Genomic DNA, 23,221 nt, shown 5'->3' with positions numbered 1-23,221 from the left:
AGCCCAACGAGGCGTTGAAGCTGTTCCAGCTCGGCCAGATCGCCGCGCAGGAATCCGGTTCGGCGTTGACCGTCGCGGTGCTGGGCGCCCGACACACCGACGGCTGTGGACAGGTTCCGGGTCCTGTGGAGAACTTCCGTAAGTTCAATGGAAATCAGCTGGTCGCAGGGGTAGTCGCGGAGTTCCGCGTGCAGGTCGCGCAGCGCCGGGTCGCCCGTCGCTGCGGCCTGGCGGCGCAGTCGGCCTAGGACGTGGGCTCGCCATTCGCCGAGGTTGACGATGTTCGGCGCCGCGCCCTCCGGGTGCAGGCTCAGCCGCAGCACGGTGACCGGCGGGGCCAGCAGGTCCGGCGCCGACGCAACGAACCTTGCCCCATGACCATCCTCGAACAACGCCACAGCAGCCACACGCTGCTGCTCAGACAACGAACTACCCGCATACACGAACTGCTCCCCAACAGCTGGAACTGGATTTCCAGTCCAACTACCGGGGAGCAGTTCACAGGTCGGAGGTGCCTTTCGGGGGTCGTGCGATCAGCCGAAGCGGCCGGAGATGTAGTCCTCGGTGGCCTTCTGGGTCGGGTTGGAGAAGATCTTGCCGGTTTCGTCGATCTCCACCAGCTGCCCCGGCTCGCCCACCGCGCGCAGGTTGAAGAACGCCGTCTGGTCGCTCACCCGCGCCGCCTGCTGCATGTTGTGGGTGACGATGACGATCGTGAACTCCTGCTTGAGGTTCGAGATCAAGTCCTCGATCGCCAGGGTCGAGATCGGGTCCAGCGCCGAGCACGGCTCGTCCATCAGCAGGACGTCCGGGCGCACCGCGATGGCCCGCGCGATGCACAGGCGCTGCTGCTGACCACCGGAGAGGCCGCCGCCCGGCTTGTTCAGCCGGCCCTTGACCTCTTCCCACAGGTTCGCGCCGCGCAGGGCTCGCTCGGCGACCTCGTCGAGCTTCTTCTTGTTCTTCTCACCGGCCAGCTTCAGCCCGGCCACCACGTTGTCCCGGATGGACATCGTCGGGAACGGGTTGGCCCGCTGGAACACCATGCCGATGGTCTTGCGCACCTGCACCGGGTCCACGTCGCTGGCGTAGATGTCCTCGCCGTCGAGCATCACCTTGCCCTCGACGCGGGAACCGGGGATGACCTCGTGCATCCGGTTCAGCGACCGCAGCACGGTCGACTTGCCGCAACCGGACGGGCCGATGAACGCGGTGACGCTGCGGGCCGGCACCTGCAGGGTCACGTCCTGCACGGCGTGGAACTTGCCGTAGTGCAAGTTCAGGTCCTTGATGTCGAGACGCTTGGCCATGTTTCGGTCCCTACTTCGTCTTGATCGCGAAGAGCCTGGACAGCAGCGACGCGACAAGGTTGATCAGCATGATGACGAGCACGAGGGTGAGCGCGGCACCCCACATCCGGTAGTCCCCGGCCGGGGTGCCGGTGCTGCGCTCCATGTAGATGGCCAGCGGCAGCGACGCCAGTTCGCCCTGGAACAAGTTGAAGTTGATCGAGGAGGAGTAGCCCACCAGGATCAGCAGCGGTGCGGTCTCGCCCAGCACGCGGGCCAGGCCGAGCATCACACCCGTCAGGATGCCCGACAGCGCCGTCGGGAGCACGATCTTCATGATCGTCTTCCACTTCGGCAGGCCGAGCGCGTAAGCCGCCTCGCGCAGCTCGTCCGGCACGATCAGCAGCATCGTCTCGGTGACCCGGACGACCACCGGGACCATCAGCAGCAGCAGCGCCAGCGCCACCGCGAAACCGCTGCGGGTGAAGCCGAAAGTCGTGATCCACAGGGCGTAGATGAACAGACCGGCCACGATGGAGGGCAGACCGCTGAGGATGTCCACCATGAACGTGGCGATCTTCGCGAACCGCGAAGACCGCCCGTACTCGACCAGGTAGATGCCGACCATGATGCCCAGCGGCACCGAGATGACCAGGCAGACCAGGCCTTCGAGCAGGGTGCCGACCAGCGCGTGGTAGATGCCGCCGCCGAAGTCGTTGGGCAGCAGGCCGTTGAACGAGTGCGTCCACCAGTCCAGGCTGAGCACCGGCTTGAGGCCGCGCGACAGCAGCGTCCACAGCACCCAGAGCAGCGGGATCACCGCGACCACGAACGCCGCGGCGAACAGCGTGGTGGCCAGGTGGTTCTTGAACTTCCGCGCCAAGCTGATCCGCTGGAACGCCGGTGGCGTGGCCAGCTGCTCCACGTCAGCGGTGTCGGTCCTCATGCTTTCCCCTTACCGCTGCGGCTCTCGATCCAACGCGCGACCGCGTTGACGGCGAAGGTGATGATGAACAGCACCAGCCCGGCCGAGATGTAGGCGCCGACCTGCATGTGGTTGTTGAACTCCGCGGAGCCGAGCGCGATCTTGGAGGCGAAGGTGGCACCCGCGTCGAAGATGCTGTAGCCGGGAGGCGCGGTGGTGGAGCTGAGGATGATGGTCAGCGCCATCGTCTCGCCGAGCGCGCGGCCCAGACCCAGCATCGAGCCGCCGATGAACCCGTTGCGGCCGAACGGCCACACCGTGGTCCGCACGACCTCCCACTGGGTGGCGCCGAGCGCGAGCGCGCCCTCGATCTGCTGGTTCGGGGTCCGGGCGAAGACCTCGCGGGTGACGCCGGTGATCGTCGGGATGATCATCACGGCGAGCACGATGCCCGCGGTGAAGATGTCGGTGCCCAGGCCCATCGGGCGCACGTTGCCCTCGGCGAAGATCGGGATCCAGCCGAGGTACTCGTTCAGCCACAGGGCCACCGGCCGCAGCACCGGGCCGAGCACCAGGAAGCCCCAGAGGCCGTAGACGACCGACGGCACCGCGGCCAGCAGGTCGATGATGTAGGCGAACGGGCGGGCCAGGCTGCGCGGCGCGTAGCGGGTGAGGAACAGCGCGATCCCGAAGGACAGCGGCATCGCGATGACCAGCGCGACCAGCGAGCTGGCCACCGTCACCCAGGCCAGGTCGAGGATGCCGAACTGCAGGTGCGCCGGGTCGCGGGTGTCCCACTCCCTGCTGAACAGGAAGTTCACCTCGTTGATCTGCAACGCGGGCACGGCGCGGATCAACAGGAAGATCGCGATCGCCGCGATCAGGGCTACCACGAAAGCACCGGAGGCGGTGGCGATCAAGGAGAACACCCGATCGCCGAGGCGGTGCGTCTTGCCCGCTGAGATTTCGGGAGCGGAAATGGGAGCCTCCGGTCCGGAACTAGGCGCCGAAGCGCCCCGCGGGGCACCGGCATCGGTGTCCGCGGGGCGCTGATCGGCTCTCGTCGAGTCGGTCACTGCTGCTTGCAGCCTCTCACTTCGTAGATTCGACCCGTCGTTCGCCCGGGCGGGGTGCTACCCGGGTTACTCAGGAGATGGCGTTGATGGCCTCGGTGACCTTGGTCTTGAAACCTTCCGGCAGCGGCACGTATCCGGCCTCCTGCAGCTGCTGGGCGTCGGCGTTGGCCGCGACGGTCAGGAACGCCTTGACCGCCTTCGCGGTCTCCGGGTCGTAGCCCTTGGAGCAGACGATCTCGTAGGTGTTGAGGACCAGCGGGTAGACGCCGGCCTCCTTGTTACCGTAGATCGACTTGAGGTCGACGCGCAGGTCGTGGCCCTCGCCCTCGATCTTGGCGCCCTCGATGGCCTTGCCGACGTTCTCGGTGGTCAGCTCGACCGGGCCCGCGCCGCTGTCGATCTTGGCCTGGCCCAGCTGGAGGTTCTTGGCGAACGACCACTCGACGTAGGTGATGGCACCCGGGGTGGCCTTCACCGACTGCGAGACCTGGTCGCTGCCCTCACGGCCCTGGCCAACGCCCTGGCCGCCCTGGAAGTTCTTGCCCTCGCCGGTCCACGCGCCGTTGGTGGCGGTGGCCAGGTACTTCTGGAAGTTGTCGGTGGTGCCCGACTCGTCCGAGCGGAAGAACGGCACGATGTCGATGGACGGCAGCTGCGCGTTCGGGTTCAGCGCCTTGATCGCCGGGTCGTCCCACTTCTTGATCTCGCCCTGGTAGATCTTGGCGATCACGTCGGCGTTGAGGGTCAGGTCCTTGACGCCGTCGAGGTTGTAGGCGACGGCGACCGGGCCGAAGACCATCGGCAGGTTCCAGGCCGGGTTGCCCTGGCAGCGCTCGGCGGCCTTGGCGACCTCGCCCTTCTCCTCCTTCAGCGGCGAGTCGGAGCCGCCGAAGTCGACCTGGCCCGCGGTGAAGGCGGCGACGCCCTTGCCGGAGCCGGACTTGGTGTAGTTGACGTTCTGCCCCTGGCACTTGAGCCCGTAGTCGCGAGCGAAGACGTCGACCGCGTTCTTCTGCGCCGAGGAACCCTCGCCCGAAACCGGCTTGGTGCCGCACTCGACCTGCAGCCCGTCCAGTGCCGCGTTGCCGCCGCCCTGCTGAGCGTTCTGGTCGGTACCGCAGCCGGCGAGCACGAGCGCGCCCGCGGCGAGAACGGCGAACGCAGCGCTGTGCCGCTTGATCTTCACTTCGTTCCTCCACTCGGAAAAACCTGCGGATGTGCGGCCCAGGCCTGGTCAACCCGTGCTCTTGCCGCCTCGCCGGGGACGTTAAGGAGTCGGGGTGGACGATCCTCACCATCCAGGTGAACGAAAGGTGAACAAGACACGCTTAGTAAGCAGACGCACATTCCATCGGGGGAACAGAGGCGCGAATCCGTGGGGTTTCAGTGACGCACAGCACGGGACGGTCAGCGACTGAACTGCACGTCCACGTCCCATTTCTCGAACCCCAATCGCTGGTACACCTTCACCGCGGGGACGTTGTCCGCCTCCACGTAGAGAATCACCTGACGGCAGCCAGTGTCACTCAAGTGTCGCAGCCCGGCCACCGTGAGTGATCGACCCAGCCCGCCGCCTTGCGCGTCCGGGTCCACCCCGACGACGTAGACCTCACCCGTTCCGTCGGGGTGCACCTTCGTCCAGTGGAATCCGAGCAGCTCATCGCGCTCGTCCACGGCGAGGAAGAAGCCGGCCGCGTCGAACCAGTCCTCGCGCTCCTTGATCCGCAGCTCCTGCTCGGTCATGTCGCCCTGCTCGGGGTGCCAGGAGAACGCCCGGTGGTTGACCGCCACCACGGCGGCCTCGTCGTGGTCCGGGCGGAAGGTGCGGATGCGCACGCCCTCCCGCAGCTCGACCTGCGGCAACTCCGGTTCGGCCAGCTCCCGGCCCATCCGCCACAGCTCGCGGGGACGGCTGAACCCGTACCGCTCGGACAGCCGCACCGCGCCCGGGTGCTCGCCGTGCGACCAGATCCGCAGCTTGGCGATGTCCGGGGCGGGTTCGGTGGTGAGCTCCGCGCGCTCCAACAGCGCCTCGACCAGGCGCGTGCCGGCGCCCTTGCGGCGGTGCTCGGGGGCGACCGCCAGCTCAGCGGTCAGCTGACCGGTGGTCTTCTCGTGCTCGGTGTCCAGGTGCGCGTAGCCGATGAGGCCGCCGCCCGCGTCGCGCAGCACGAAGTGCTCGGAGCGCACGTCGGCCTGCACCGGTTCAATCTGGTGGACGACGTCTCGGTGCGCCTTCAACCGCAGGATCACGTGCTCGCCGACCGGGGCCACCCCGTCGGCCTCCTCGGTCTTGTCGAGCAGGCCCATGACCTCGGCCGCTTCCCTGCTGTCCAGTCCATTACGCCAAGTCAGCTGCACGCCAAAGACGTTACCCAGCTTCCTCGCGAATGACGCGTGAAGAACGCAACGAACCCCGCGCGCCCAGCACCTGTGGACAAGTCCGGGTCCCTGTGGAGAACTTCCGCGATTTCAATGAGACTCAGACGTCCGATTTCCATTGAAATCGCGCAGGACCGGAGGTCAGCGGGCGGTGACGGCCTCGCGGGTGGGGGTCTGCTCCGAGGTTTCCGCGGCGATCGGGCTGTTGCTGCGGTTCGGGCGGACGAACTTGTAGCCCACGTTGCGGACCGTGCCGATCATCGAATCGTGCTCCGGGCCGAGCTTCGCGCGCAGACGCCGGACGTGGACGTCGACCGTGCGGGTGCCGCCGAAGAAGTCGTAGCCCCACACCTCCTGCAGCAGCTGAGCGCGGGTGAACACCCGGCCCGCGTGCTGGGCGAGGTACTTGAGCAGCTCGAACTCCTTGTAGGTGAGCTCCAGCGCCCGGCCCTTCAACCGCGCGGTGTAGGTGGCCTCCTCGATCACGAGGTCACCAACGCTCAGCGAATCGTCGCCGCTGTTTCCAGCGACGCTGTCGCGCGAGACCAGCAGGCGCAGCCGGGCGTCGATCTCGGCCGGACCGGTGGTCGGCAGCAGGATCTCGTCAACACCCCACTCGGCGCTGATCGTGACCAGGCCACCCTCGTTGACCAACGCGACCACCGGCACGTCACCGGCTGACAGCAGGCGGCACAGGTCCCGGGCACCGACCAGGTCGGTGCGGGCATCGACGAGGATCACGTCGTGCGCGCCACCGGACAGGACAGCGCCCGGGTCCGCCGGCAGCACGCGGACGCGGTGCGGCAGCAGGGCGAGTGCGGGCAACACCGCTTCGCGATCTGGTTCGTTGGTCAGCAGCAGCAGTTCGGAGCTCATCCGGAGGGCCTCCGTCCCCAAGGCGATCACCCGACGACCGGGCAGGCAGGGGTCATCCGCGCGGAGCGGATGACTCGGCGTCGTTGCCTGTGGATGGCAAGGAGAATAACCGACATGCAGCGGAAAAGCCCAGGTCCAACGGGGCGCATCACATTTGTGAACAGCAGTCGACCGTTTGTTGCGCGGGTGGGTCCACCGCGCTCGGTGGAGCTGTCCGCCGCCGACGGGACCGCTCTGCGCGGCCTGCTGCTCCCCGGTCCCGGGCTGCCCGCCGAACTCGGATTCGTCGTCGGGCACGGCTTCACCAACCACGTCCGAAAGCCCACCGTGCAACGGATCCTGCACCGCCTGGCCGGGCGCGCCCCAGTGCTCGCGGTCGACTTCCGCGGCCACGGCCGATCCGGCGGCCGGACCACCGTAGGACCGGCCGAAGCGCTGGACATCGACGCCGCCACCGCGCACCTGCGCGAGCTCGGCTGCCGCAAAGTCGTCACGATCGGTTTCTCGCTGGGCGGCTCAGTGGTCCTGCGGCAGGCCGCGCTGGGCACGCCGCCGGACGCGGTGATCGCGGTGAGCAGCCCGGCCCGCTGGTGGGTGCGCGACACACCCGCGATGCGCCGGGTGCACTGGCTGCTGGAACAGCCGCACGGCCGGCTGAGCGCGCGGCTGCTGGGCGTCCGCCTGGCCCCGCCCTGGAGCAAGGTTCCGATCTCGCCGATCGAGCTGGTCCGGCGCATCCCGGTGCCGCAGCTGATCGTGCACGGCGAGCAGGACCACTACTTCCCGGTGGCCGACGCAGTCGCGCTCAGCGAAGCAGGTGGCGGCGAGTTGTGGCTGGAAGCGGGCATGCGGCACGCCGAGAGCGCGACCAACCCGGATTTGGTGGACCGCATCTCCCGCTGGGCGGCCGATACAGTGGGCCCACCCGATCGTGGCGGTTGCTAGCGCTCCGCCGACCAATCCTGCCCCGACCAGAACGGATCGCTCGGTGAAGAAGCTCGTCATCGCCCTCGTCATCATCGCGGGCCTGCTGGTGGGCGCCGACTTCGGCGCCGCCGCCATCGCCGAGCACCAGGTGTCCCAGAAGGTCGCCGAGCAGCTGAAGCTGCGCGAGAACCCCGAGGTACGGATCAACGGCTTCCCGTTCCTCACCCAGGTCATCGCCGGCGACTACCGCGACGTGCAGCTGGTGGCCGACTCGGTGCAGGTGGGCCCGTTCAACGAGGTCGGCATCGAGGCCGACCTGCACGGGGCGAAGGTGTCCACCTCCGAGCTGATCTCCGGCACCGCCGACCACTTCACGGTGGACGAGCTGGTCGGCCGGGTGAAGCTCAAGGCCTCCGACGTGGCCCGGTTGATCGACATCCAGGACCTCACCATCAACCCGGCGGCCAAGGACGCGCTGGCCGACGACGACGGCAACCTCAGCGCGGCCGACGAGCAGCTCGCTGCGGGTGACGACCACACCAAGGCGGTCGTGCAGCTCGACGGCACCGTGAACATCGCCGGGTCCGAGAACAAGGTACGGGTCATCGCGGTGCTGTCGCTGGTCAACAGCAAGATGCAGATCGAGCCGCGCAAGCTCGACCTGAGCAACAGCACCTTCGGCACGATCGAACTGCCGTCGATCATCGAGGAGTCGGTGCTCGAGCAGTTCAGCACCACGCTCGACCCGGGCATGCTGCCGTTCGAGGTCAGGCCCACCGCGGTCCGCGCCGAGCGCGGCGCGCTGGTCGTCGAGGGCATCGCCGACAATGTCACGATCAGCAGCAACGGGGTGACCACCGGGTGAGCCCGGGCGTCTGGGCGCTGCTGATCGCCGTGGTCGCGGCGCTGCTGATCGGCGCGGTGTGGCGGCCCCAGCAGGGCAAGGTCCGCGAGAGGACCGGTGAGGAGAACGTGACCGACCGCCTTCCCGAGGCGCTGAAGCAGCGGCTCGCCGACGCCCCGGACGACGACGCGAAGGTGACGCTGCTGCAGCTGTCGACGACCTTCTGCGCCCCGTGCCGCCACACCCGAGTCCTGCTGGCCGACTTCGCCCAGCGCACCGGGGGTGTCCGCCACGTGGAGGTCGACCTCACCGACCACCCGGAGTGGTCCACGCCCCTGCGCGTCCACACCACCCCCACCACCCTCGTCCTCAACGTCGCGGGCCGAGAGCTCTTCCGCATCAGCGGAGTCCCCCGCCGCGACAACCTCGCCACGGCCCTGGCACCCCACCTCGCCTAACGTGAATCACAGTTTCAATTGAAACTGTGATCCGGCGTGCCTGGGATTTACAGTTTCAATTGAAACTGCACCTCCGTGTCTCACCCTGTGAACAGCCTTCCCGCCGATCGGCCCAGCCGGTAGCCTCCGTCCTGTGCATGTACTGCTGACCCGAAGGCGCGCGGTTGATCTGTGCCGCGTGGGTAGCAGCCTGTGTTGCGGGCACTGACCGGGCGGTAGTACACATCTGCACCCCCTCGCACGGCTGTGTCGTGACGAAATGGTGCGCGTATCCCACCGCCTGACGGACTCGGCAGCCGAAGTCCACAGTCAGGAGGCCCCATGTCCGCCGCAACGCTCGATCCGCGTGGCGTCCGCTTCACCGCAGCGGTGACCAGCGGAATCCTCGCGCTCGGCCTGATCACCACCAGCTGGCGAGTGCTGGCCGCCCAGACGGTGCTGTTCGGTATGTGCGCGTTCATCGGGATGCGACTCAACCCGTGGGGCTTCGTGTACCGGCAGACGGTCCAACCGCGACTCGAGCCGATCGAACCGGCCGAGCGCGAAGAACCCGAGCCGGTGCGCTTCTCCCAGGGCGTCGGGTTCGCGTTCGCCCTGGTCGCCATGGTCGGTTACGCGACCGGGTTGACCACTTTGGGCCTCGTCGCGAACGCGTTCGCCTTGGTCGCCGCGTTGCTCAACGCGGTGTTCGGTTACTGCCTCGGTTGCCAGATGTACCTGGTGCTCCGGCGTTTTGTGCCTGCCGGAGCGTCCACTTCAGACACCCGCTGACCACCGAAGATCAACGAAGGAGTCGCTCGATGAGCCGCGCAGAGGTCCTGGTTTCCACCGAGTGGGCCGAACAGAACCTGAACACCGCCGGCGTGGTGTTCGCCGAGGTGGACGAGGACACCACCGCGTACGACGGCGGCCACATCCCCGGCGCCGTCAAGCTGGACTGGAAGAACGAGCTCCAGGACCACGTGCGCCGGGACTTCGTCGACCGCGAGGGCTTCCAGAAGCTGCTGTCCGCCAAGGGCATCGGCAACGACGACACCGTGATCCTCTACGGCGGCAACAACAACTGGTTCGCCGCCTACGCCTACTGGTACTTCAAGCTCTACGGGCACGGCGACGTCAAGCTGCTCGACGGTGGCCGCAAGAAGTGGGAGCTCGACGGCCGCGAGCTCACCAAGGACGAGCCGAACCGCGCCGCCACCACCTACCAGGCGCAGGAGCCGGACACCTCGATCCGCGCGTTCCGCGACGAGGTCGTCGACGCGATCGGCAACAAGAACCTGGTCGACGTGCGCTCCCCCGACGAGTTCGCGGGCAAGCTGCTCGCCCCGGCCCACCTGCCGCAGGAGTCGGCACAGCGCGCCGGGCACATCCCGTCGGCGATCAACGTCCCGTGGAGCAAGGCCGCGAACGAGGACGGGACCTTCAAGTCCGACGAGGAGCTGAAGGACATCTACGGCGAGGCCGGTCTGGACACCTCGAAGGACACCATCGCCTACTGCCGCATCGGCGAGCGCTCCTCGCACACCTGGTTCGTCCTGCGCGAGCTGCTCGGCAACACCAACGTCAAGAACTACGACGGCTCGTGGACCGAGTACGGCTCGCTGGTCGGCGTCCCGATCGAAAACCCGGCCGAAGCCGCCAAGAACTGAAGTCTTCCATCGGAGCGAAGGAGAGTTGACCATGAGCGGATGCGGAGCCCCGCAGCAGTCGGCGACGGCGGTCGCCGAGGGCACCGACCAGGTCGTCGTGGCCGGAAAGGTGCGAGCCGGAGACCAGCCGGTCGGCGGAGCGTTCGTCCGCCTCCTGGACTCCTCCGGCGAGTTCACCGCGGAGGTCGTCTCCTCCGAGAAGGGCGACTTCCGCTTCTACGCCGCCCCCGGCGACTGGACGGTGCGAGCCCTGCACCGCGAGGGCAGGGGCCAGTCCGAGGTCACCACCGCGGGCCCCGGCGTCCACGCGGTGGACATCGCCGTCGCCTGACGGAGCGATCTTCTCGAGGTGAAGGGCACCTTTGACCGGCTTAGTCGGTCGGAGGTGCCCTTCACCGTTCAGCGCTTGGCGCGGAGGAGGGCGAAGGCTCGTTCGTCGCGGTCCTGGGCGCTGGGGTTGGAGTCCTCCTGGCAGCCGACCGTGGTGAAGTCGACCACTTCCCAGCCGGTGCGGTCGAAGAGCCGGCGCAGCCCGGCCTCGCTGAAGATCCAGAAGTTGGTCGCGTCGTTGTTCGCCTCGGTCGGGTCCAGCAGGTAGGCCACCGGCTGCTGCTGGATGCGGGTGCCGTCCGGGGTGACCTGCGCGATCCGGGTCGAGACGAAGCACAGGTCCGCGCGTTCGGCCAGCTGCTCGAGCACGAAGTACGGGTTCTTCAGGTGGTAGAGCAGCCCGAGGAAGAACACCGCGCCGTAGTGCTCGGCGGGCAGCTCGAACTGCGAGTCCAGGTCGATCTCGTGCACCTGGACCTTCGAGTCCAGCTCGGTCACCAGCCGCCGCGCGCCGCGCAGACCGTTGAAGTTGGTCGGCGCGTTGTCGATCACATCGACCTGGCAGCCCAGCTCGTCCTCCAGGAAGAACCCGAAGTCGCCGTCGGCCGCGCCGATGTCGGCGATCCTGGTGCCCGCGATCTGGTCGAACACCTGCCGCTGCGGCCCGCTGAGCAGCGCATCCAGGTGGAAGATGTTGGCCATCGTGTCGTACGGGTACCAGCCGAAGTCGCTGGGCGCGATCGCGTCCTTGCGCGCCAGCAGGTCTTCGCGGAAGGCCAGCGCCCGCTCGCGCAACGTCTCGAAGTCCATGTGATTCCCGTCCTGGCCGTCGGTGCGCGCCAGATCATGCCCGACGCCACACTCCGCCGGGCGCACTTGGTGGTTATTCTTTGCCCGTGGAACTTATCGACTTCCTGCACTACGGCCTCGTCACCCTCGTCGGCCTCGCCGCCGCGGCAACCATCTGGTTCGCCTGCTACATGCTGTACCGCCTGTACAGCGACTGATCCGGGGCCACCGGTACCCTTCCCACCGTGACTGCAACGCCCAACGAACCGCAGCCCGGCAGCGGGGACGCCGCGGTCGCCGCAGCTGCCGAGCGCGCCAAGCTCACCGCGCACCGCAACGTGCCGGAGTTCGAGGACCTGCCCGGCCCCGGCGACACGGCCAACCTGCGCCTGGGCCCGTCCCTGGACGACGCCTGCCTGGCGCTGCTGCCGATCGTCGGCGTGTGGCGCGGTGAGGGCGAGGCCGCGCACCCGTCGATCGACGAGACCTACCGGTTCATCCAGCAGGTCACGATCGCGCACGACGGGCGCCCGTTCCTGACCTACGAGAGCCGCGCGTGGCGGCTCGACGGGGAGGGCGGCTCGGTCGTCGCTCCGGCGTTCCGGGAGACCGGCTTCTTCCGCCCGCAGCCGGACGACACCATCGAGCTGCTGATCCTGCACGAGACCGGCGTCGCGGAGATGTTCTTCGGCAAGCCGACGGCCCAGACGACCTGGCAGTTCGGCACCGATGCGGTCCTGCGCACCCCGACCAGCGAGGACGTCACCGCGGCCAGCCGGCTTTACGGCGTGGTCGACGGTGCGCTGGCCTACGTCGAGGAGCGCGCGACCTCCGAGCACGAGCTCCAGCCCCGGCTGTCCGCCAAGCTGGACCGCATCGTCGGCTGATCCGCGAAGTTTCGACACGGCCCCCGCTGCACACCCGCAGCGGGGGCCGTCGTCTTTTCGCCTGTCGTTGTCGGCCCCCTGCACTAATTTCTCGGGCAACGACAACGACAAGGGGAGAACCCGATGCCCAACAAACTCAGCGGTGAGCGCGCGGACATCCTGGAGCTGCTGCGGACCCACCGCGGGTTCCTCCGGCACACGGTGCAGAACCTGACCGAGGAGCAGCTGCGGTCGCGACCGACCGCGAGCGAGCTCTGCCTCGGCGGTCTGATCAAGCACATCACGGACGTCGAGCAGGGCTGGGCCGACTTCATCCGCAACGGCCGCAAGGTCGAGTCCTACGACGAGGCCTTCTTCGCCGAGCACGCGGCGAGCTTCGTGCTGACCGACGAGGACACGCTGGACTCGCTGCTGGCCGGCTACGCGGAGGCCACACGGCGCATCGACGAGATCATCGAGACCGTGCCGGACTTCGACCTGTCCCACGAGCTGCCGGACGCGCCGTGGGAGAAGGAGAAGGGCAAGCGCTGGACGATCCGCATGGCGCTGCTGCACGTCGCCGCCGAGATCGCCCAGCACGCGGGCCACGCGGACATCATCCGCGAAACGATCGACGGCCAGAAGACCATGGGCTGACCGTCCGGGTCGTGAGTGCGAAAGCCGGTTGCAGCCGGTTTTCGCACTCACGACCAGGTCAGTAGTTGGACTCGTAGAGGCTGGTGATCTCGGCGTGGAGGTCGGGGTCCGCCTTGATCGCCGTGCCGTTGATCGTGTGGACCTGGGTGACCAGGCGGACGCTGGAGCACAGCCACACGCCGTCCGCCTCGAACAGCGCCGAGGTCGGGAACTTCGCCACCTCGGTCTTCCAGCCGGCCCGCTCAGCGGCCCGGAACAGCGCACCCTGCGTGGTGCCCTTGAGGATTCCGGAGCTCGGCGGGGTGGTCAGCAGGGTCCGCCCCTGGGCGATCACCACCGTGGAGGTCGGGCCCTCCAGCACCGAGTCGTCGGTCGCGGTGAAGATGACCTCGTCCGCGCCCCGCGACTCCGCCTCCCGCATCGCGGCCATGTTCACCGCGTACGACAGGGTCTTCGCGGACAGCAGCAGCCAGGGCGCGCGGTCCATCAGGTCCGGCGCGAAGCCGCGCTCCAGCATCACGGCCGAGATGCCGTCGCGGCGCTTGCGCAGGGTGTCCGGGCTGACCTGCATGCCCATCGCGAAGCCGTGCGGCGTGCCGTCGCCGCCGTCGATGCCGCGGGTGCACACCAGCTTCAGAGCCATCTCCGGGTCGGTGTCCCACGGCCAGTTGTCGATCACTGCCTGGACCGCTCGCTCCCAGGCGGCGCGCTCGGGCAGCTGCATCTGCAGCAGCCCGGCGGACCGCTCCAGCCGGTCGAGGTGCGGGCCGATCTCCCGCGGCTGCCGCCCGGCGACGAGGATCGTCTCGAAGATCCCGTCGCCGCGCGTCACCCCCAGGTCGTCGGCGCGGAACAGCGGAGCCTCGGGGTCGACGATCGTCCCGTCCAAAAGTGCCAGTACGCGCATACCGGAAGGGTAGAACCTCGAACACCCGGATTCGGGACGGGCCGCGCGCGCGTCCGGCGGTGAGTGCTGCGGAGTTACGATCGGAGGTGCCGACCGGAAGCGCGCCGAGCACAGGAGCGGGCATTGAGCGACCAGGGATCGCTGCGCAGCACCTTGCACCAGCGTGGCATGCGGATGACGCCGCAGCGCCAGCTCGTGCTGGACGCCGTGCGCGGACTCGGCCACGCCACACCGGAGCAGGTCTGCCGCGAAGTGCAGGGCACCGCGTCGACGGTCAACATCACCACCGTCTACCGCGCGCTCGACCTGCTCGAGGAGCTCGGGCTGGTGCGGCACACGCACCTCGGGCACGGCGCCCCGACCTACTCCGTCGGGGAGCACGAGCACGTCCACCTCGCCTGCCACCGCTGCGGCGAGATCGACGAGGTGCCGACCGAGACGCTCGACGCGCTGGCCGAGCAGCTGCGCCGCGAGCGCGGCTTCGAACTGGACGCCACCCACCTCGCGCTGTCCGGCTTGTGCCGGAAATGCCGCGCGGCCGAGGTGGGTTGATGTTCCGCACGCCCCGATCGCCGGGCATCCAGCAACACACCGAGGAGCACTGATGAGTTCACCCCTGCTGAACCTGCCGGGTGCGGTACCCGCACCCGACGACGCGGTGGACGCGGGTGTGCCCTGGCACTTCGGCGACCCGTTCGCCGAGCAGCGCTCCGCCAGCCGCGCAGCGGTGCTGGTGGACCGCTCACACCGGCAGGTGATCGCGGTGCCCGGCGAGGACCGGTTGAGCTGGCTGCACCTGGTGCTCTCGCAGCACCTGACCGAGCTGCCGGACGGGCAGGGCACCGAGGCGCTGATCCTGGACAGCCACGGCCGGGTGGACTGCCACCTGCTGGTCGCCCACCACGAGGGCGTGGTGTACCTGGACTCCGATGCCGGCGCGCAGGCGACCAGTGCGCTGCCGACCATGGGTGTCGACGGCAAGCAGACCCTGCCGGAGTACCTGGAAGCGATGCGCTTCTGGTCCAAAGTGGAGCCTCGGGACGCCACCGAGGAGTTCGCGGTGCTCACCGCGGTCGGTCCGGACGCGGGCGGCATCCTCGCCCAGTTCGCGCCGGTGCCGTCCCAGCCGTACGAGGTGAAACCGCTGCCCGGCGGCGGTTTCGCGCGCAACGTGCCGTTCCGCTCGCTGCCGACGATCGACCTCGTGGTGCCGCGCGCCTCGCTGGTCGAGTGGTGGACGAAGCTGACCGACGCCGGCATCCGCCCCTCCGGCACGCTCGCCTTCGAGGCGCTGCGGGTGGAGGCGCTGCGCCCGCGCGTCGGCCTGGACACCGACGACCGCGCGATCCCGCACGAGCTGGGTTGGGTGCACGTGGCGGCGCACGTGGCCAAGGGCTGCTACCGCGGCCAGGAAACCGTGGCCAAGGTGCACAACGTCGGCAAGCCGCCGCGTCGAATGGTGCTGCTGCACCTGGACGGCTCGGTGGAGGTCCAGCCGGAGACCGGTGATCCGGTGTGGCTCGGCGACCGCAAGGTCGGCCGGGTCGGCAGCGTCGTGCAGCACCACGAGCTCGGTCCGGTGGCGCTGGCGCTGCTCAAGCGCTCGGCGCCGGTGGACGGCGAGCTCGTCGCCGGGGATCCGGAGGAGGACCGGGCGGTGGCCGCTGCGGTGGATCCGGACTCGGTGCCGCCGGACAGCGGGGAGCCGCCGGGGCGGGTCGCCGCGGAACGGTTGCGCGGCCGTTAGTTCCAGATAGCGATCGATTCCGCACTGCTTTCGAAACGACATCACCCGATTTGTTGGCGAGGTCCGTCGAATTGCCGGAGGATGGCCACGTGATCGAAGTCCGCCCGGGTGGTCGGCGCCGCATCGACAGGGTTCTGTCCCCGGACTACACCAGTGGAATCGAAGGCCGCGCGCTGAGCGAAGTGCGCGAGCTGCGGGACGAGGCGGCGCAGGAGGAGACCGACCTCTCGTACCTGCGCCGCGTGTTGCACGTGCGGATCGACATCGTGCGCGCAGAGCAGCGGAGGCGGAACGAGGACGGTTCGACGTCGGTCGTCGATCAGTTGGTGAACATTCTGTCCGACAACGCAGTTGGTCCGGCGGCCGGTTCCGGCCGCTACCAGACCACCGAGCCGTCGCGGGCGGAGGCGCACCGCAGGCACGTCGAGGCGTTGGTCTCCGACGTCGATCTCTCGAACGTCACGTCGCTGTCGGAGGCGAAGCTGGACCAGGCCCTCAAGGCCTACACCGGTGAGGAGGACTCGGTGTCCCAGCGCCGCCGCGAGGTGCAGGACGTGGTCGACCGGCTGAACGCCGAGATCGCGCGCCGCTACCGCGAAGGCGCCGCGTCGGTGGACGACCGGCTGGCGGAGGAGCGCGACCGGCACTGACCATTCCCCGTTCGTCGCGTTTGTCCGAAGTGGACTCCGCGATCGGTTGAACGCGCGTTGATCTCTCACTGATCGCACCCCTTCCCCAGTGGACGCTGTTCGAGTTACGCTCAGATTCTGGAACTTATCTCCCAGATGTTGGGATGGACCATGAGCGCGCAATCGGACACCTACACCCACGGGCACCACGAGAGCGTCCTGCGGTCGCACCGCTGGCGGACCGCCGAGAACTCCGCCGCGTACCTGATCCCGCGCCTGCGACCGGGTGTCAGCGTGCTCGACATCGGCTGCGGTCCGGGCACCATCACGCACGACTTCGCCGCCCTGGTCGCTCCCGGCCCGGTGCTCGGCGTGGACAACGTCGACGATCCACTGGAGATCGCCCGCGCCGGATCGGCCGAGCGCGGACTGGACAACATCACCTTCACCAACGCCGACGTCTACGGCCTGCCCTACGCCGACGACTCCTTCGACGTCGTGCACGCGCACCAGGTCCTGCAGCACCTGACCGACCCGGTCGCCGCGCTGCGCGAGATGCGCCGCGTGTGCCACCCCGGCGGCGTGGTCGCGGTCCGCGACGAGGACTACGGCGGCATGCGGTGGTCTCCGGACAACCCCGGCCTGGACCGCTGGTTGACGCTCTACCGCAACGTCGCACGCCGCAACGAGGCTTACCCGGACGGCGGCAAGTACCTGAAGTCCTGGGCGCAGCAGGCGGGCTTTAGCGACATCACGTGCACGGCGACGGCGTGGTGCTTCGCGACGCCCGACGAGCGCGCGTGGTGGGGCAACCTGTGGGCAGACCGCATCCGCCGCTCGTCCTTCGCCGAGCAGGCCCTGAGCTACGGCCTGACGACCCGCGAAGAGCTGGAAGACCTGGCAACGGCCTGGCACTCCTGGATCGACGCCGAAGACGCCTGGTTCGCAGTCCTCAACGGCGAGATCATCTGCCGCCCCTGAACCTCTGGTTCCGGCCCTGGGCGGTCAGTTGTGGCGTTCGCGGGAGGCGAACTCCGACCAGAAGTCGCGGAGGGACTCGTAGCGGGTCGCCACTTCTTCCGCGTCTTCGGCTTCCATCGCGTCGACGATCGCGTGGACGTCCTCCGCCGAGGTGTCGGCTTCCAGGTCGCTGGTGGTCATCAGCTGCACCAGGCCGCCGTAGTCCAGCTCGACCGCCGAGTGCGGGTGGAAGCGCTCAAGCCAGCGGCCCGTCTCGCGCAGGATCCGCGTCGGGCCTTCCTCACCGATCGACTTGCGGCCGATCGAGTGCGCCCGCGCCACCCGGCGGCGGGCATCGGCCATCGCCACCCGCCAGCACACGCGACGGCGGTCCGGCTCGGTGAACACGCACCGCTCCTCCGGATCCACCAGGACGAACCAGGGCAGCGGCACGGTCCAGGTCGACGACAGCACGTGCACGGCGCCGTCCGCCAGCTCGCTGACGATCGCGCTGGCGCGCGACTTGGCCTTCTCCTCCGGCACCGCCAGCGCCGCCATGCGCAGCGGGAGCTCCGAATCGCCCAGGAACCCGACCAACGCCGCCGCGGACCGGCCGCGCAGATCCAGGGGGCACACCAGCGGCGCCGGGCCGACCGTGGCCGCCGGCGCGCTCGGCACTTCCTTCGGATCGAGCACCAGCACGTCGCCGACGCCCTGCACGGCACCGTCGGCGGTCTCACCGGGAAGCAGTCGGGGCGGGGCGGCGAGCTGGCTTCGCAGCCAGACGTCCTGCTCCCGCAGACCCGCGTCGAACGGGTCGACCGGACCCCGCTCGACCGCCGCCGCCAACTCCTCGCGGAGCGGTGCGTCGAAGGACGTCAAGGGCTCGTACACCCTCAGGTAGGCGACGAACGGCTCAGGCACAGCAGCATCGTGCCAGACCGCCCGAACGGGCCCGCCGCCGACTCGCGGACGTCGGAAAACGCCAAGGAGTGCGACGTCACCCAAGACACGGCCACTCAGACAAGGCACCACGTCGCATTCAACCGCCTCGACACGGTACGGTAGTTACAGGAAAAGTTGTCGAGATCATGCGGGGCCGACTTTCCCCTGTCCGCCCCGCACACCCTGTGCGAGGGGGTCGAGCCATGGGGCGCGGCCGGGCTAAGGCCAAGCAGACGAAGGTGGCCCGCGAGCTGAAGTACAGTTCCCCGTCCATGGACATAGAGGCGTTGCAGCGAGAGCTGTCCACCTCTGAGTCCGGCGAGTGGTCCAGTGAGGACCGCGATGACTCGCACGACGATGGGTACGACGACTACGACTACAGCCGACGCTGAAGCACATCCCACCGAAAACAGCGGCTGAACGCTGCTCGGTGGCGCGCTGCGTCGCAAGTCGCTCGTCGTACCCGATGAGTGGGAATTGACGAACTCGCAGAGTCCCACATAGGAGGAACTCACCTGAGTGGCGTCGCCGGGACACCGGTGACGCCACTCACTTGCGTAAGCCTCCATGTGGAAAACAAGCAGCCGAGCGGTACACCACCGCTCGGCTAGCTGCGTTGGCCGGGTTTCCGAAACCGACGCAGCTGGGTGGGGTTCCACCACCCGCACCGCCACGCGAGCTGAACCTGGAACTCCGCGAGAAAGAGCCGACGTGCGGCGGCCGCCTCTCGGCGGATGGCGCTACGAGGCTCCAGCCGGACTGGTATTCCTCGCAGGCGATAGTTGGGGCCCGGGGGCTCGCGCGCACGTCGGCGCTTGGTTCAACGAGCAGGTGGCACCGCGGATTCCCGGTCTGGCGGGTGAATGCGAAACGCGGCCCCCGGACGGATCCGGGGGCCGCGTTCACAGTGGCTCAGAAGCGCGGGTGGTTGCCGCGGAGGACGACTCGGTCCTCTTCGGCCGCGTCCTCGACCGCGGGCTGCTTGGAGATCTCGCCGAGGACCCACGCCGGGACGTGGCGGGCCGTGAGCACCGCGAGGGCGCGGTCCACGTCTTCGGCGGTCACCACGGCGACCATGCCGATGCCCATGTTGAAGGTGCGCTCCATCTCCTCGGCCTCGACGCGGCCGCGCTGGGCGATCATCCGGAACACCGGCGCCGGCGTCCAGCTGCCGCGGTCCAGCACCGCGGTCAGACCGGACGGGATCACCCGCGCCAGGTTCTCCGCCAGACCGCCGCCGGTGACGTGCGCGAAGGTCCGGACGCCCGCCTCGGCGGCCAGCGCCAGGCAGTCCTTGGCGTAGATCCGGGTCGGCTCCAGCATCTCCTCGCCGAGGGTGCGGCCGAACTCCTCGACGTGGCCCTCCAACGGCATCCGGGCGATGTCCAGCAGCACGTGCCGGGCAAGCGAGTAGCCGTTGGAGTGCAGGCCGGAGGAGCCCATCGCGATCACCACGTCGCCAGGGCGCACCTTGTCGCCGCTGAGCATCGCGTCCGCGTCGACCACGCCGACGCCGGTCGCGGAGATGTCGTACTCGCCGGGCGCCATCATGCCGGGGTGCTCGGCGGTCTCGCCGCCCAGCAGCGCGCAGCCGGCCTGCACGCAGCCCTCCGAGATGCCCTTGACCAGCTCGGCGATCCGGTCCGGCACGACCTTGCCGACCGCGATGTAGTCCTGCAGGAACAGCGGTTCCGCACCGCACACCACCAGGTCGTCGACGACCATCGCGACCAGGTCGATGCCGACGGTGTCGTGCTTGTCCACCGCCTGCGCGACGGCGAGCTTGGTGCCCACGCCGTCGGTGGAGGAGGCCAGCACGGGTTCCTTCCAGCGGTCGAGCTTGAGCTGGAACAGACCGGCGAAGCCGCCGAGCGAACCGAGCACCTCGGGCCGGGTGGCGCGCTTGGCCCACGGGCGCATCTTCTCGACCGCCTCGTCCCCGGCCTCGATGCTCACCCCCGCGGCGGCGTAGGTGGCTTTCGGGCTCTCGGGCTGAGCAGACCCTGCGAGCAGGTCTTCGGACACGACTGGCTCCACATTCTGGTGCGGTTTTCGATTCGCCGGACGGGCAGTGCGCAGCACAGACCACGCTACGCGCCGGCGGCGAATCAGGGTTGGCTTTGCGGGCGGCTCAGGGCCGCTGCAGCGCTTCTTCGGCGCCGTAACCGGTCGGCAGCACCGGCTCGGCCGGCCCCGCCACGCCCCGTTCGGGCTTGCCCTCCAGCACGTACTTCCCGAGCTTGGCGTCGTCCGGCAGCGGGATCGGGTACTCGCCGTCGAAGCAGGCCGCGCACAACCGGGTGCGTGGCTGTTCGGTCGCCGCGACCAGGCTGTCCAGCGACACGTAGCCGAGGCTGTCCGCGCCGATGGAGCGACGCACCCCGTCGGTGTCCAGGCCGTTGGCGATCAGCTCGGCGCGGGAGGCGAAGTCGATGCCGTAGAAGCACGGCCACTTCACCGGCGGCGAGGCGATCCGCACGTGCACCTCGATGGCACCGGCTTCGCGCAGCATCCGGACCAGGGCGCGCTGGGTGTTGCCGCGCACCACCGAGTCGTCCACGACGACCAGGCGCTTGCCGCGGATGACGTCGCGCAGCGGGTTGAGCTTGAGCCGGATGCCGAGCTGGCGGATGGTCTGCGACGGCTGGATGAAGGTCCGGCCGACGTAGGAGTTCTTGACCAGGCCCTGGCCGTAGGGGATGCCGGAGGCCTGGGCGTAGCCGATCGCGGCGGGCGTGCCCGACTCCGGTACCGGGATCACCATGTCGGCGTCCACCGGGAACTCCTTGGCCAGCCGGCGCCCGATCTCCACGCGGGCGCCGTTGACCGAACGACCGGAGATGCTGGTGTCCGGGCGGGCCAGGTAGACGTACTCGAAGATGCAGCCCTTGGGCTTGGGGCTGGCGAAGTGCTGCGAGCGCAGGCCGTCGCCGTCGATCGCCAGCAGCTCGCCGGGCTCGACCTCGCGGACGAACGACGCGCCGACGATGTCCAGGGCGGCCGTCTCGCTGGCCACCACCCAGCCGCGCTCCAGGCGACCGAGCACCAGCGGGCGCACGCCGTGGGGGTCGCGCACCGCGTAGAGGGTCTCCTCGTCGCAGAAGACCATCGAGAACGCGCCGCTGAGCGTCGGGAACAGCTCCATCGCCGCCTGCTCGATGCCCAGGTCCGCAGCGCGCGCCGCGAGCAGCCCGGTGACCAGGTCGGAGTCGGTGGTGGCGCCGTCGCAGCCGTTGGCCGGGGACGAGCTGTTGCCCGTCACCGTGTCCACGCCCGCGGCGACGACGCGCTCGCGCAGCTCACCGGTGTTGACCAGGTTGCCGTTGTGGCCGAGCGCCAGGCTGGTTCCCGCGGCCGTGGTGCGGAAGGTCGGCTGGGCGTTCTCCCAGGTACCACCGCCGGTCGTGGAGTACCGGGCGTGACCGACCGCGACGTGGCCGCGCAGCGACGCCAGGGTCTGCTCGGTGAACACCTGGCTGACCAGCCCAATGTCCTTGTAGACGAGCACCTGCGAGCCGTCCCCGACGGCGATGCCTGCGGCCTCCTGCCCGCGGTGCTGGAGGGCGTAGAGCCCGTAGAAGCTGAGCTTGGCGACCTCTTCGCCGGGAGCCCACACGCCGAAGACGCCGCATTCCTCGCGGGGGACGTCTCGTTCGAGGGGATCGACGGCGGGGTTGGCGAGGTCCGCGTGCGTGCTTGCATTAGCCGGTTCGGGCCGGTCGGTGACCACCGAGCACTCCCTGGAGGACGAAGCCGGAGTTACACCTCAGTGTAAGGCGATCGTGTCAACGAATTCGCCCCCGGCCCATTGAGCCTGGTCACAACACCTCTGCTTGTCCATTTGGTCCACGTGGTCCACCGCGATCGCCGCAGGCAACGGCCACATCACGACCACAAACCCGAGACGAAATCGGCCCCCGGAGGCGCTTGTCCCGCCAGCCGAGGGCCTTGATCGGAAGCAGAGGTTCCGACCCATGGACCAGAGAGTCCAGGCCCGCGTAAACCTGGTCGACATCCAGAGCTGCCCGGTGGCCGCCGAGTGCGCCCCCTGCGGCACCACCGACCCGTCCACGCTGGCCGTCTCCACCATTGACGCCCGTATCGGGGTGGCGTGTCTGACCCTGTGCAGCCAGTGCACGGACGCCGGGAAGCTGCCGAGGATCTACTACCCGCAGGCAGCCCGGATGGTGCTCGATCACTGCGGACACCTCGGAATCGACCTGGACCAGATGGCCGGCCTCCTGCAATCGGAGGTGGACCAGTGACGTTCACCGAGGCTGACCAGCAGTTCCTGACGTGTGAACGGCCCCGCATACGGGGGCCGTTTCGTGTCCGGGGCCGTAACAGACCGCCGTAGCAGAGGACGTTGCAGACCGCCGCCGTTGCAAACCCTGTAACAGACCCCCTGTCACAGAGCTCTGCCAGCGAAAACACACCTCGTTGCAGAGGTCTGTTACGGCTCCGGGGAACACGCGGTTCTTGCTCCCTAGTCGGGGTTTCGGCACCACGGCCACAGGCCTGACCCCCGTTACACAGATGAACAGACCGGCCGCTGTCTGGCTTCGGACCGAGAACGCGGCCCTGTTCCGCATCCTGACTGGCAGTCTGTGATGCACGGCGGACTAGCTCGTCGGCTGGACCCCTACAGCTGCCTCGGAACCCGAAGGGGCACCGAACCTGGACTTGTGGGACATGCGTCGAGAAAGGCCGCGGCCCGGAGGCTACGCTCTTGTCTGGATCGAATCACTCAGCTTCACGCCTGAAATCGGGCCGTCGTATAACTCCCGGCGGCCCGTTTAACATCAGTGATCACTAACCACCTAGTTCGTTGAAGGTTTGCTGGTATTGATCGGCGGTCAGTCCGTGGCGTGCTTGCCATGCAGGACCTGAACGTTGCTCCCAGATCGCGGCGTAGCGGTCTCGACTATTCCCGTAGCCGCTCACATCTACGAGCCGGAATCCTTG

At 68.7% G+C, this 23,221-nt stretch carries 27 protein-coding genes and 1 pseudogene; 15 read left to right on the top strand and 13 right to left on the bottom strand.

Annotated elements, in window-relative coordinates; translation table 11 throughout:
- Positions 1-233 precede the first annotated feature (233 nt).
- The 7 genes and pseudogenes from ACWCO2_RS29125 to ACWCO2_RS29095 form a co-directional block, all read right to left on the bottom strand.
- Positions 234-323 (bottom strand): annotated as a pseudogene (locus ACWCO2_RS29125) (transcriptional regulator); the annotation flags it as partial.
- Between the two features lie 210 nt (positions 324-533).
- Entirely contained in the window at positions 534-1,310 is a 777-nt protein-coding gene (gene pstB / locus ACWCO2_RS29120) for a phosphate ABC transporter ATP-binding protein PstB (protein WP_450130977.1), read from the bottom strand.
- Positions 1,311-1,320: 10 nt separating this feature from the next.
- On the bottom strand, positions 1,321-2,235 hold the full coding sequence (gene pstA, locus ACWCO2_RS29115; RefSeq protein ID WP_450130976.1) for a phosphate ABC transporter permease PstA: 915 nt from the start codon (positions 2,233-2,235) through the stop codon (positions 1,321-1,323).
- Positions 2,232-3,179 carry a phosphate ABC transporter permease subunit PstC gene (pstC, locus tag ACWCO2_RS29110; RefSeq protein WP_450130981.1) on the bottom strand — a complete coding sequence of 316 codons (948 nt, stop codon included), beginning with the start codon at positions 3,177-3,179 and terminating at the stop codon, positions 2,232-2,234. Before pstC ends, pstA begins: the two co-directional genes overlap by 4 nt.
- Positions 3,180-3,360: 181 nt before the next feature.
- Positions 3,361-4,476, bottom strand: coding sequence for a phosphate ABC transporter substrate-binding protein PstS (gene pstS, locus ACWCO2_RS29105; protein WP_450130975.1), 1,116 nt, complete (start codon positions 4,474-4,476; stop codon positions 3,361-3,363).
- Positions 4,477-4,697: 221 nt separating this feature from the next.
- Positions 4,698-5,651: a mycothiol synthase gene (mshD, locus tag ACWCO2_RS29100; protein ID WP_450130974.1), complete on the bottom strand. Its 954-nt coding sequence runs from the start codon at positions 5,649-5,651 to the stop codon at positions 4,698-4,700.
- A 162-nt stretch (positions 5,652-5,813) separates the two neighbouring features.
- A complete protein-coding gene (locus ACWCO2_RS29095; protein WP_450130973.1) occupies positions 5,814-6,548 on the bottom strand; it encodes a winged helix-turn-helix transcriptional regulator in 735 nt (244 codons plus the stop codon).
- A 186-nt stretch (positions 6,549-6,734) separates the two neighbouring features.
- On the opposite strand from ACWCO2_RS29095, the gene ACWCO2_RS29090 reads away from it, so the two are divergent.
- The 7 genes from ACWCO2_RS29090 to ACWCO2_RS29060 all read left to right on the top strand — a co-directional run bounded on the left by ACWCO2_RS29090 (position 6,735) and on the right by ACWCO2_RS29060 (position 10,757).
- Complete coding sequence (locus tag ACWCO2_RS29090) at positions 6,735-7,493, top strand: alpha/beta hydrolase (RefSeq protein WP_450130972.1); 759 nt, start codon at positions 6,735-6,737, stop codon at positions 7,491-7,493.
- A gap of 43 nt (positions 7,494-7,536) precedes the next feature.
- Positions 7,537-8,340: an LmeA family phospholipid-binding protein gene (locus tag ACWCO2_RS29085; protein WP_450130971.1), complete on the top strand. Its 804-nt coding sequence runs from the start codon at positions 7,537-7,539 to the stop codon at positions 8,338-8,340.
- Positions 8,337-8,777: a TlpA family protein disulfide reductase gene (locus ACWCO2_RS29080; RefSeq protein WP_450130970.1), complete on the top strand. Its 441-nt coding sequence runs from the start codon at positions 8,337-8,339 to the stop codon at positions 8,775-8,777. Before ACWCO2_RS29085 ends, ACWCO2_RS29080 begins: the two co-directional genes overlap by 4 nt.
- A gap of 133 nt (positions 8,778-8,910) precedes the next feature.
- Entirely contained in the window at positions 8,911-8,985 is a 75-nt protein-coding gene (locus ACWCO2_RS29075; protein WP_350945149.1) for a putative leader peptide, read from the top strand.
- 113 nt (positions 8,986-9,098) lie between these two features.
- Entirely contained in the window at positions 9,099-9,548 is a 450-nt protein-coding gene (locus ACWCO2_RS29070) for a DUF4395 domain-containing protein (protein ID WP_450130969.1), read from the top strand.
- A 29-nt stretch (positions 9,549-9,577) separates the two neighbouring features.
- Positions 9,578-10,426: a sulfurtransferase gene (locus ACWCO2_RS29065; RefSeq protein ID WP_450130968.1), complete on the top strand. Its 849-nt coding sequence runs from the start codon at positions 9,578-9,580 to the stop codon at positions 10,424-10,426.
- A gap of 31 nt (positions 10,427-10,457) precedes the next feature.
- Positions 10,458-10,757, top strand: a complete 300-nt coding sequence (locus tag ACWCO2_RS29060; RefSeq protein ID WP_450130967.1) for a DUF1416 domain-containing protein — start codon at positions 10,458-10,460, stop codon at positions 10,755-10,757.
- Between the two features lie 68 nt (positions 10,758-10,825).
- Here ACWCO2_RS29060 and ACWCO2_RS29055 read toward each other — a convergent pair whose 3' ends face one another.
- On the bottom strand, positions 10,826-11,566 hold the full coding sequence (locus ACWCO2_RS29055) for a class I SAM-dependent methyltransferase (RefSeq protein ID WP_450130966.1): 741 nt from the start codon (positions 11,564-11,566) through the stop codon (positions 10,826-10,828).
- Positions 11,567-11,790: 224 nt separating this feature from the next.
- On the opposite strand from ACWCO2_RS29055, the gene ACWCO2_RS29050 reads away from it, so the two are divergent.
- Together ACWCO2_RS29050 and ACWCO2_RS29045 are read left to right on the top strand one after the other, a co-directional pair.
- On the top strand, positions 11,791-12,432 hold the full coding sequence (locus tag ACWCO2_RS29050; protein ID WP_450130965.1) for an FABP family protein: 642 nt from the start codon (positions 11,791-11,793) through the stop codon (positions 12,430-12,432).
- Between the two features lie 123 nt (positions 12,433-12,555).
- Positions 12,556-13,068 carry a DinB family protein gene (locus tag ACWCO2_RS29045; protein WP_450130964.1) on the top strand — a complete coding sequence of 171 codons (513 nt, stop codon included), beginning with the start codon at positions 12,556-12,558 and terminating at the stop codon, positions 13,066-13,068.
- A 58-nt stretch (positions 13,069-13,126) separates the two neighbouring features.
- On the opposite strand, the gene ACWCO2_RS29040 is transcribed toward ACWCO2_RS29045, so the two are convergent.
- Positions 13,127-13,975: an aminodeoxychorismate lyase gene (locus ACWCO2_RS29040; RefSeq protein WP_450130963.1), complete on the bottom strand. Its 849-nt coding sequence runs from the start codon at positions 13,973-13,975 to the stop codon at positions 13,127-13,129.
- A 123-nt stretch (positions 13,976-14,098) separates the two neighbouring features.
- Between ACWCO2_RS29040 and ACWCO2_RS29035 the strand changes: the two genes are divergently transcribed.
- The 4 genes from ACWCO2_RS29035 (at position 14,099) to ACWCO2_RS29020 (ending at position 17,332) form a co-directional block, all read left to right on the top strand.
- Positions 14,099-14,527, top strand: a complete 429-nt coding sequence (locus ACWCO2_RS29035) for a Fur family transcriptional regulator (RefSeq protein ID WP_450130962.1) — start codon at positions 14,099-14,101, stop codon at positions 14,525-14,527.
- A 52-nt stretch (positions 14,528-14,579) separates the two neighbouring features.
- The gene (gene ygfZ, locus ACWCO2_RS29030; protein WP_450130961.1) at positions 14,580-15,722 is read left to right on the top strand and encodes a CAF17-like 4Fe-4S cluster assembly/insertion protein YgfZ; all 1,143 of its coding nucleotides are present in this window, start codon (positions 14,580-14,582) and stop codon (positions 15,720-15,722) included.
- 89 nt (positions 15,723-15,811) lie between these two features.
- Positions 15,812-16,372, top strand: coding sequence for an RsiG family protein (locus ACWCO2_RS29025; RefSeq protein WP_450130960.1), 561 nt, complete (start codon positions 15,812-15,814; stop codon positions 16,370-16,372).
- Between the two features lie 150 nt (positions 16,373-16,522).
- Complete coding sequence (locus ACWCO2_RS29020) at positions 16,523-17,332, top strand: methyltransferase domain-containing protein (protein ID WP_450130959.1); 810 nt, start codon at positions 16,523-16,525, stop codon at positions 17,330-17,332.
- Between the two features lie 24 nt (positions 17,333-17,356).
- Here ACWCO2_RS29020 and ACWCO2_RS29015 read toward each other — a convergent pair whose 3' ends face one another.
- A complete protein-coding gene (locus ACWCO2_RS29015) occupies positions 17,357-18,235 on the bottom strand; it encodes a hypothetical protein (RefSeq protein WP_450130958.1) in 879 nt (292 codons plus the stop codon).
- Between the two features lie 224 nt (positions 18,236-18,459).
- Between ACWCO2_RS29015 and ACWCO2_RS29010 the strand changes: the two genes are divergently transcribed.
- Positions 18,460-18,648, top strand: a complete 189-nt coding sequence (locus tag ACWCO2_RS29010; protein WP_450130957.1) for a DUF3073 domain-containing protein — start codon at positions 18,460-18,462, stop codon at positions 18,646-18,648.
- Positions 18,649-19,168: 520 nt separating this feature from the next.
- Here ACWCO2_RS29010 and purM read toward each other — a convergent pair.
- The gene (gene purM, locus ACWCO2_RS29005; protein ID WP_450130956.1) at positions 19,169-20,281 is read right to left on the bottom strand and encodes a phosphoribosylformylglycinamidine cyclo-ligase; all 1,113 of its coding nucleotides are present in this window, start codon (positions 20,279-20,281) and stop codon (positions 19,169-19,171) included.
- A gap of 106 nt (positions 20,282-20,387) precedes the next feature.
- Positions 20,388-21,872 (bottom strand): amidophosphoribosyltransferase, encoded by a 1,485-nt coding sequence (gene purF / locus ACWCO2_RS29000; protein WP_450130980.1) that lies wholly within the window; start codon positions 21,870-21,872, stop codon positions 20,388-20,390.
- A 358-nt stretch (positions 21,873-22,230) separates the two neighbouring features.
- Between purF and ACWCO2_RS28995 the strand changes: the two genes are divergently transcribed.
- Positions 22,231-22,521 carry a hypothetical protein gene (locus ACWCO2_RS28995; protein ID WP_450130955.1) on the top strand — a complete coding sequence of 97 codons (291 nt, stop codon included), beginning with the start codon at positions 22,231-22,233 and terminating at the stop codon, positions 22,519-22,521.
- A gap of 547 nt (positions 22,522-23,068) precedes the next feature.
- On the opposite strand, the gene ACWCO2_RS28990 is transcribed toward ACWCO2_RS28995, so the two are convergent.
- The coding region (locus tag ACWCO2_RS28990) for a hypothetical protein (protein WP_450130979.1) at positions 23,069-23,221 on the bottom strand (153 nt) is incomplete at its 5' end.

It is taken from the genome of Saccharopolyspora sp. NPDC002376 (assembly GCF_053593195.1).
Note: the sequence above shows the minus strand (reverse complement) of the source record. Positions and strands in the feature narration are given on the sequence as shown.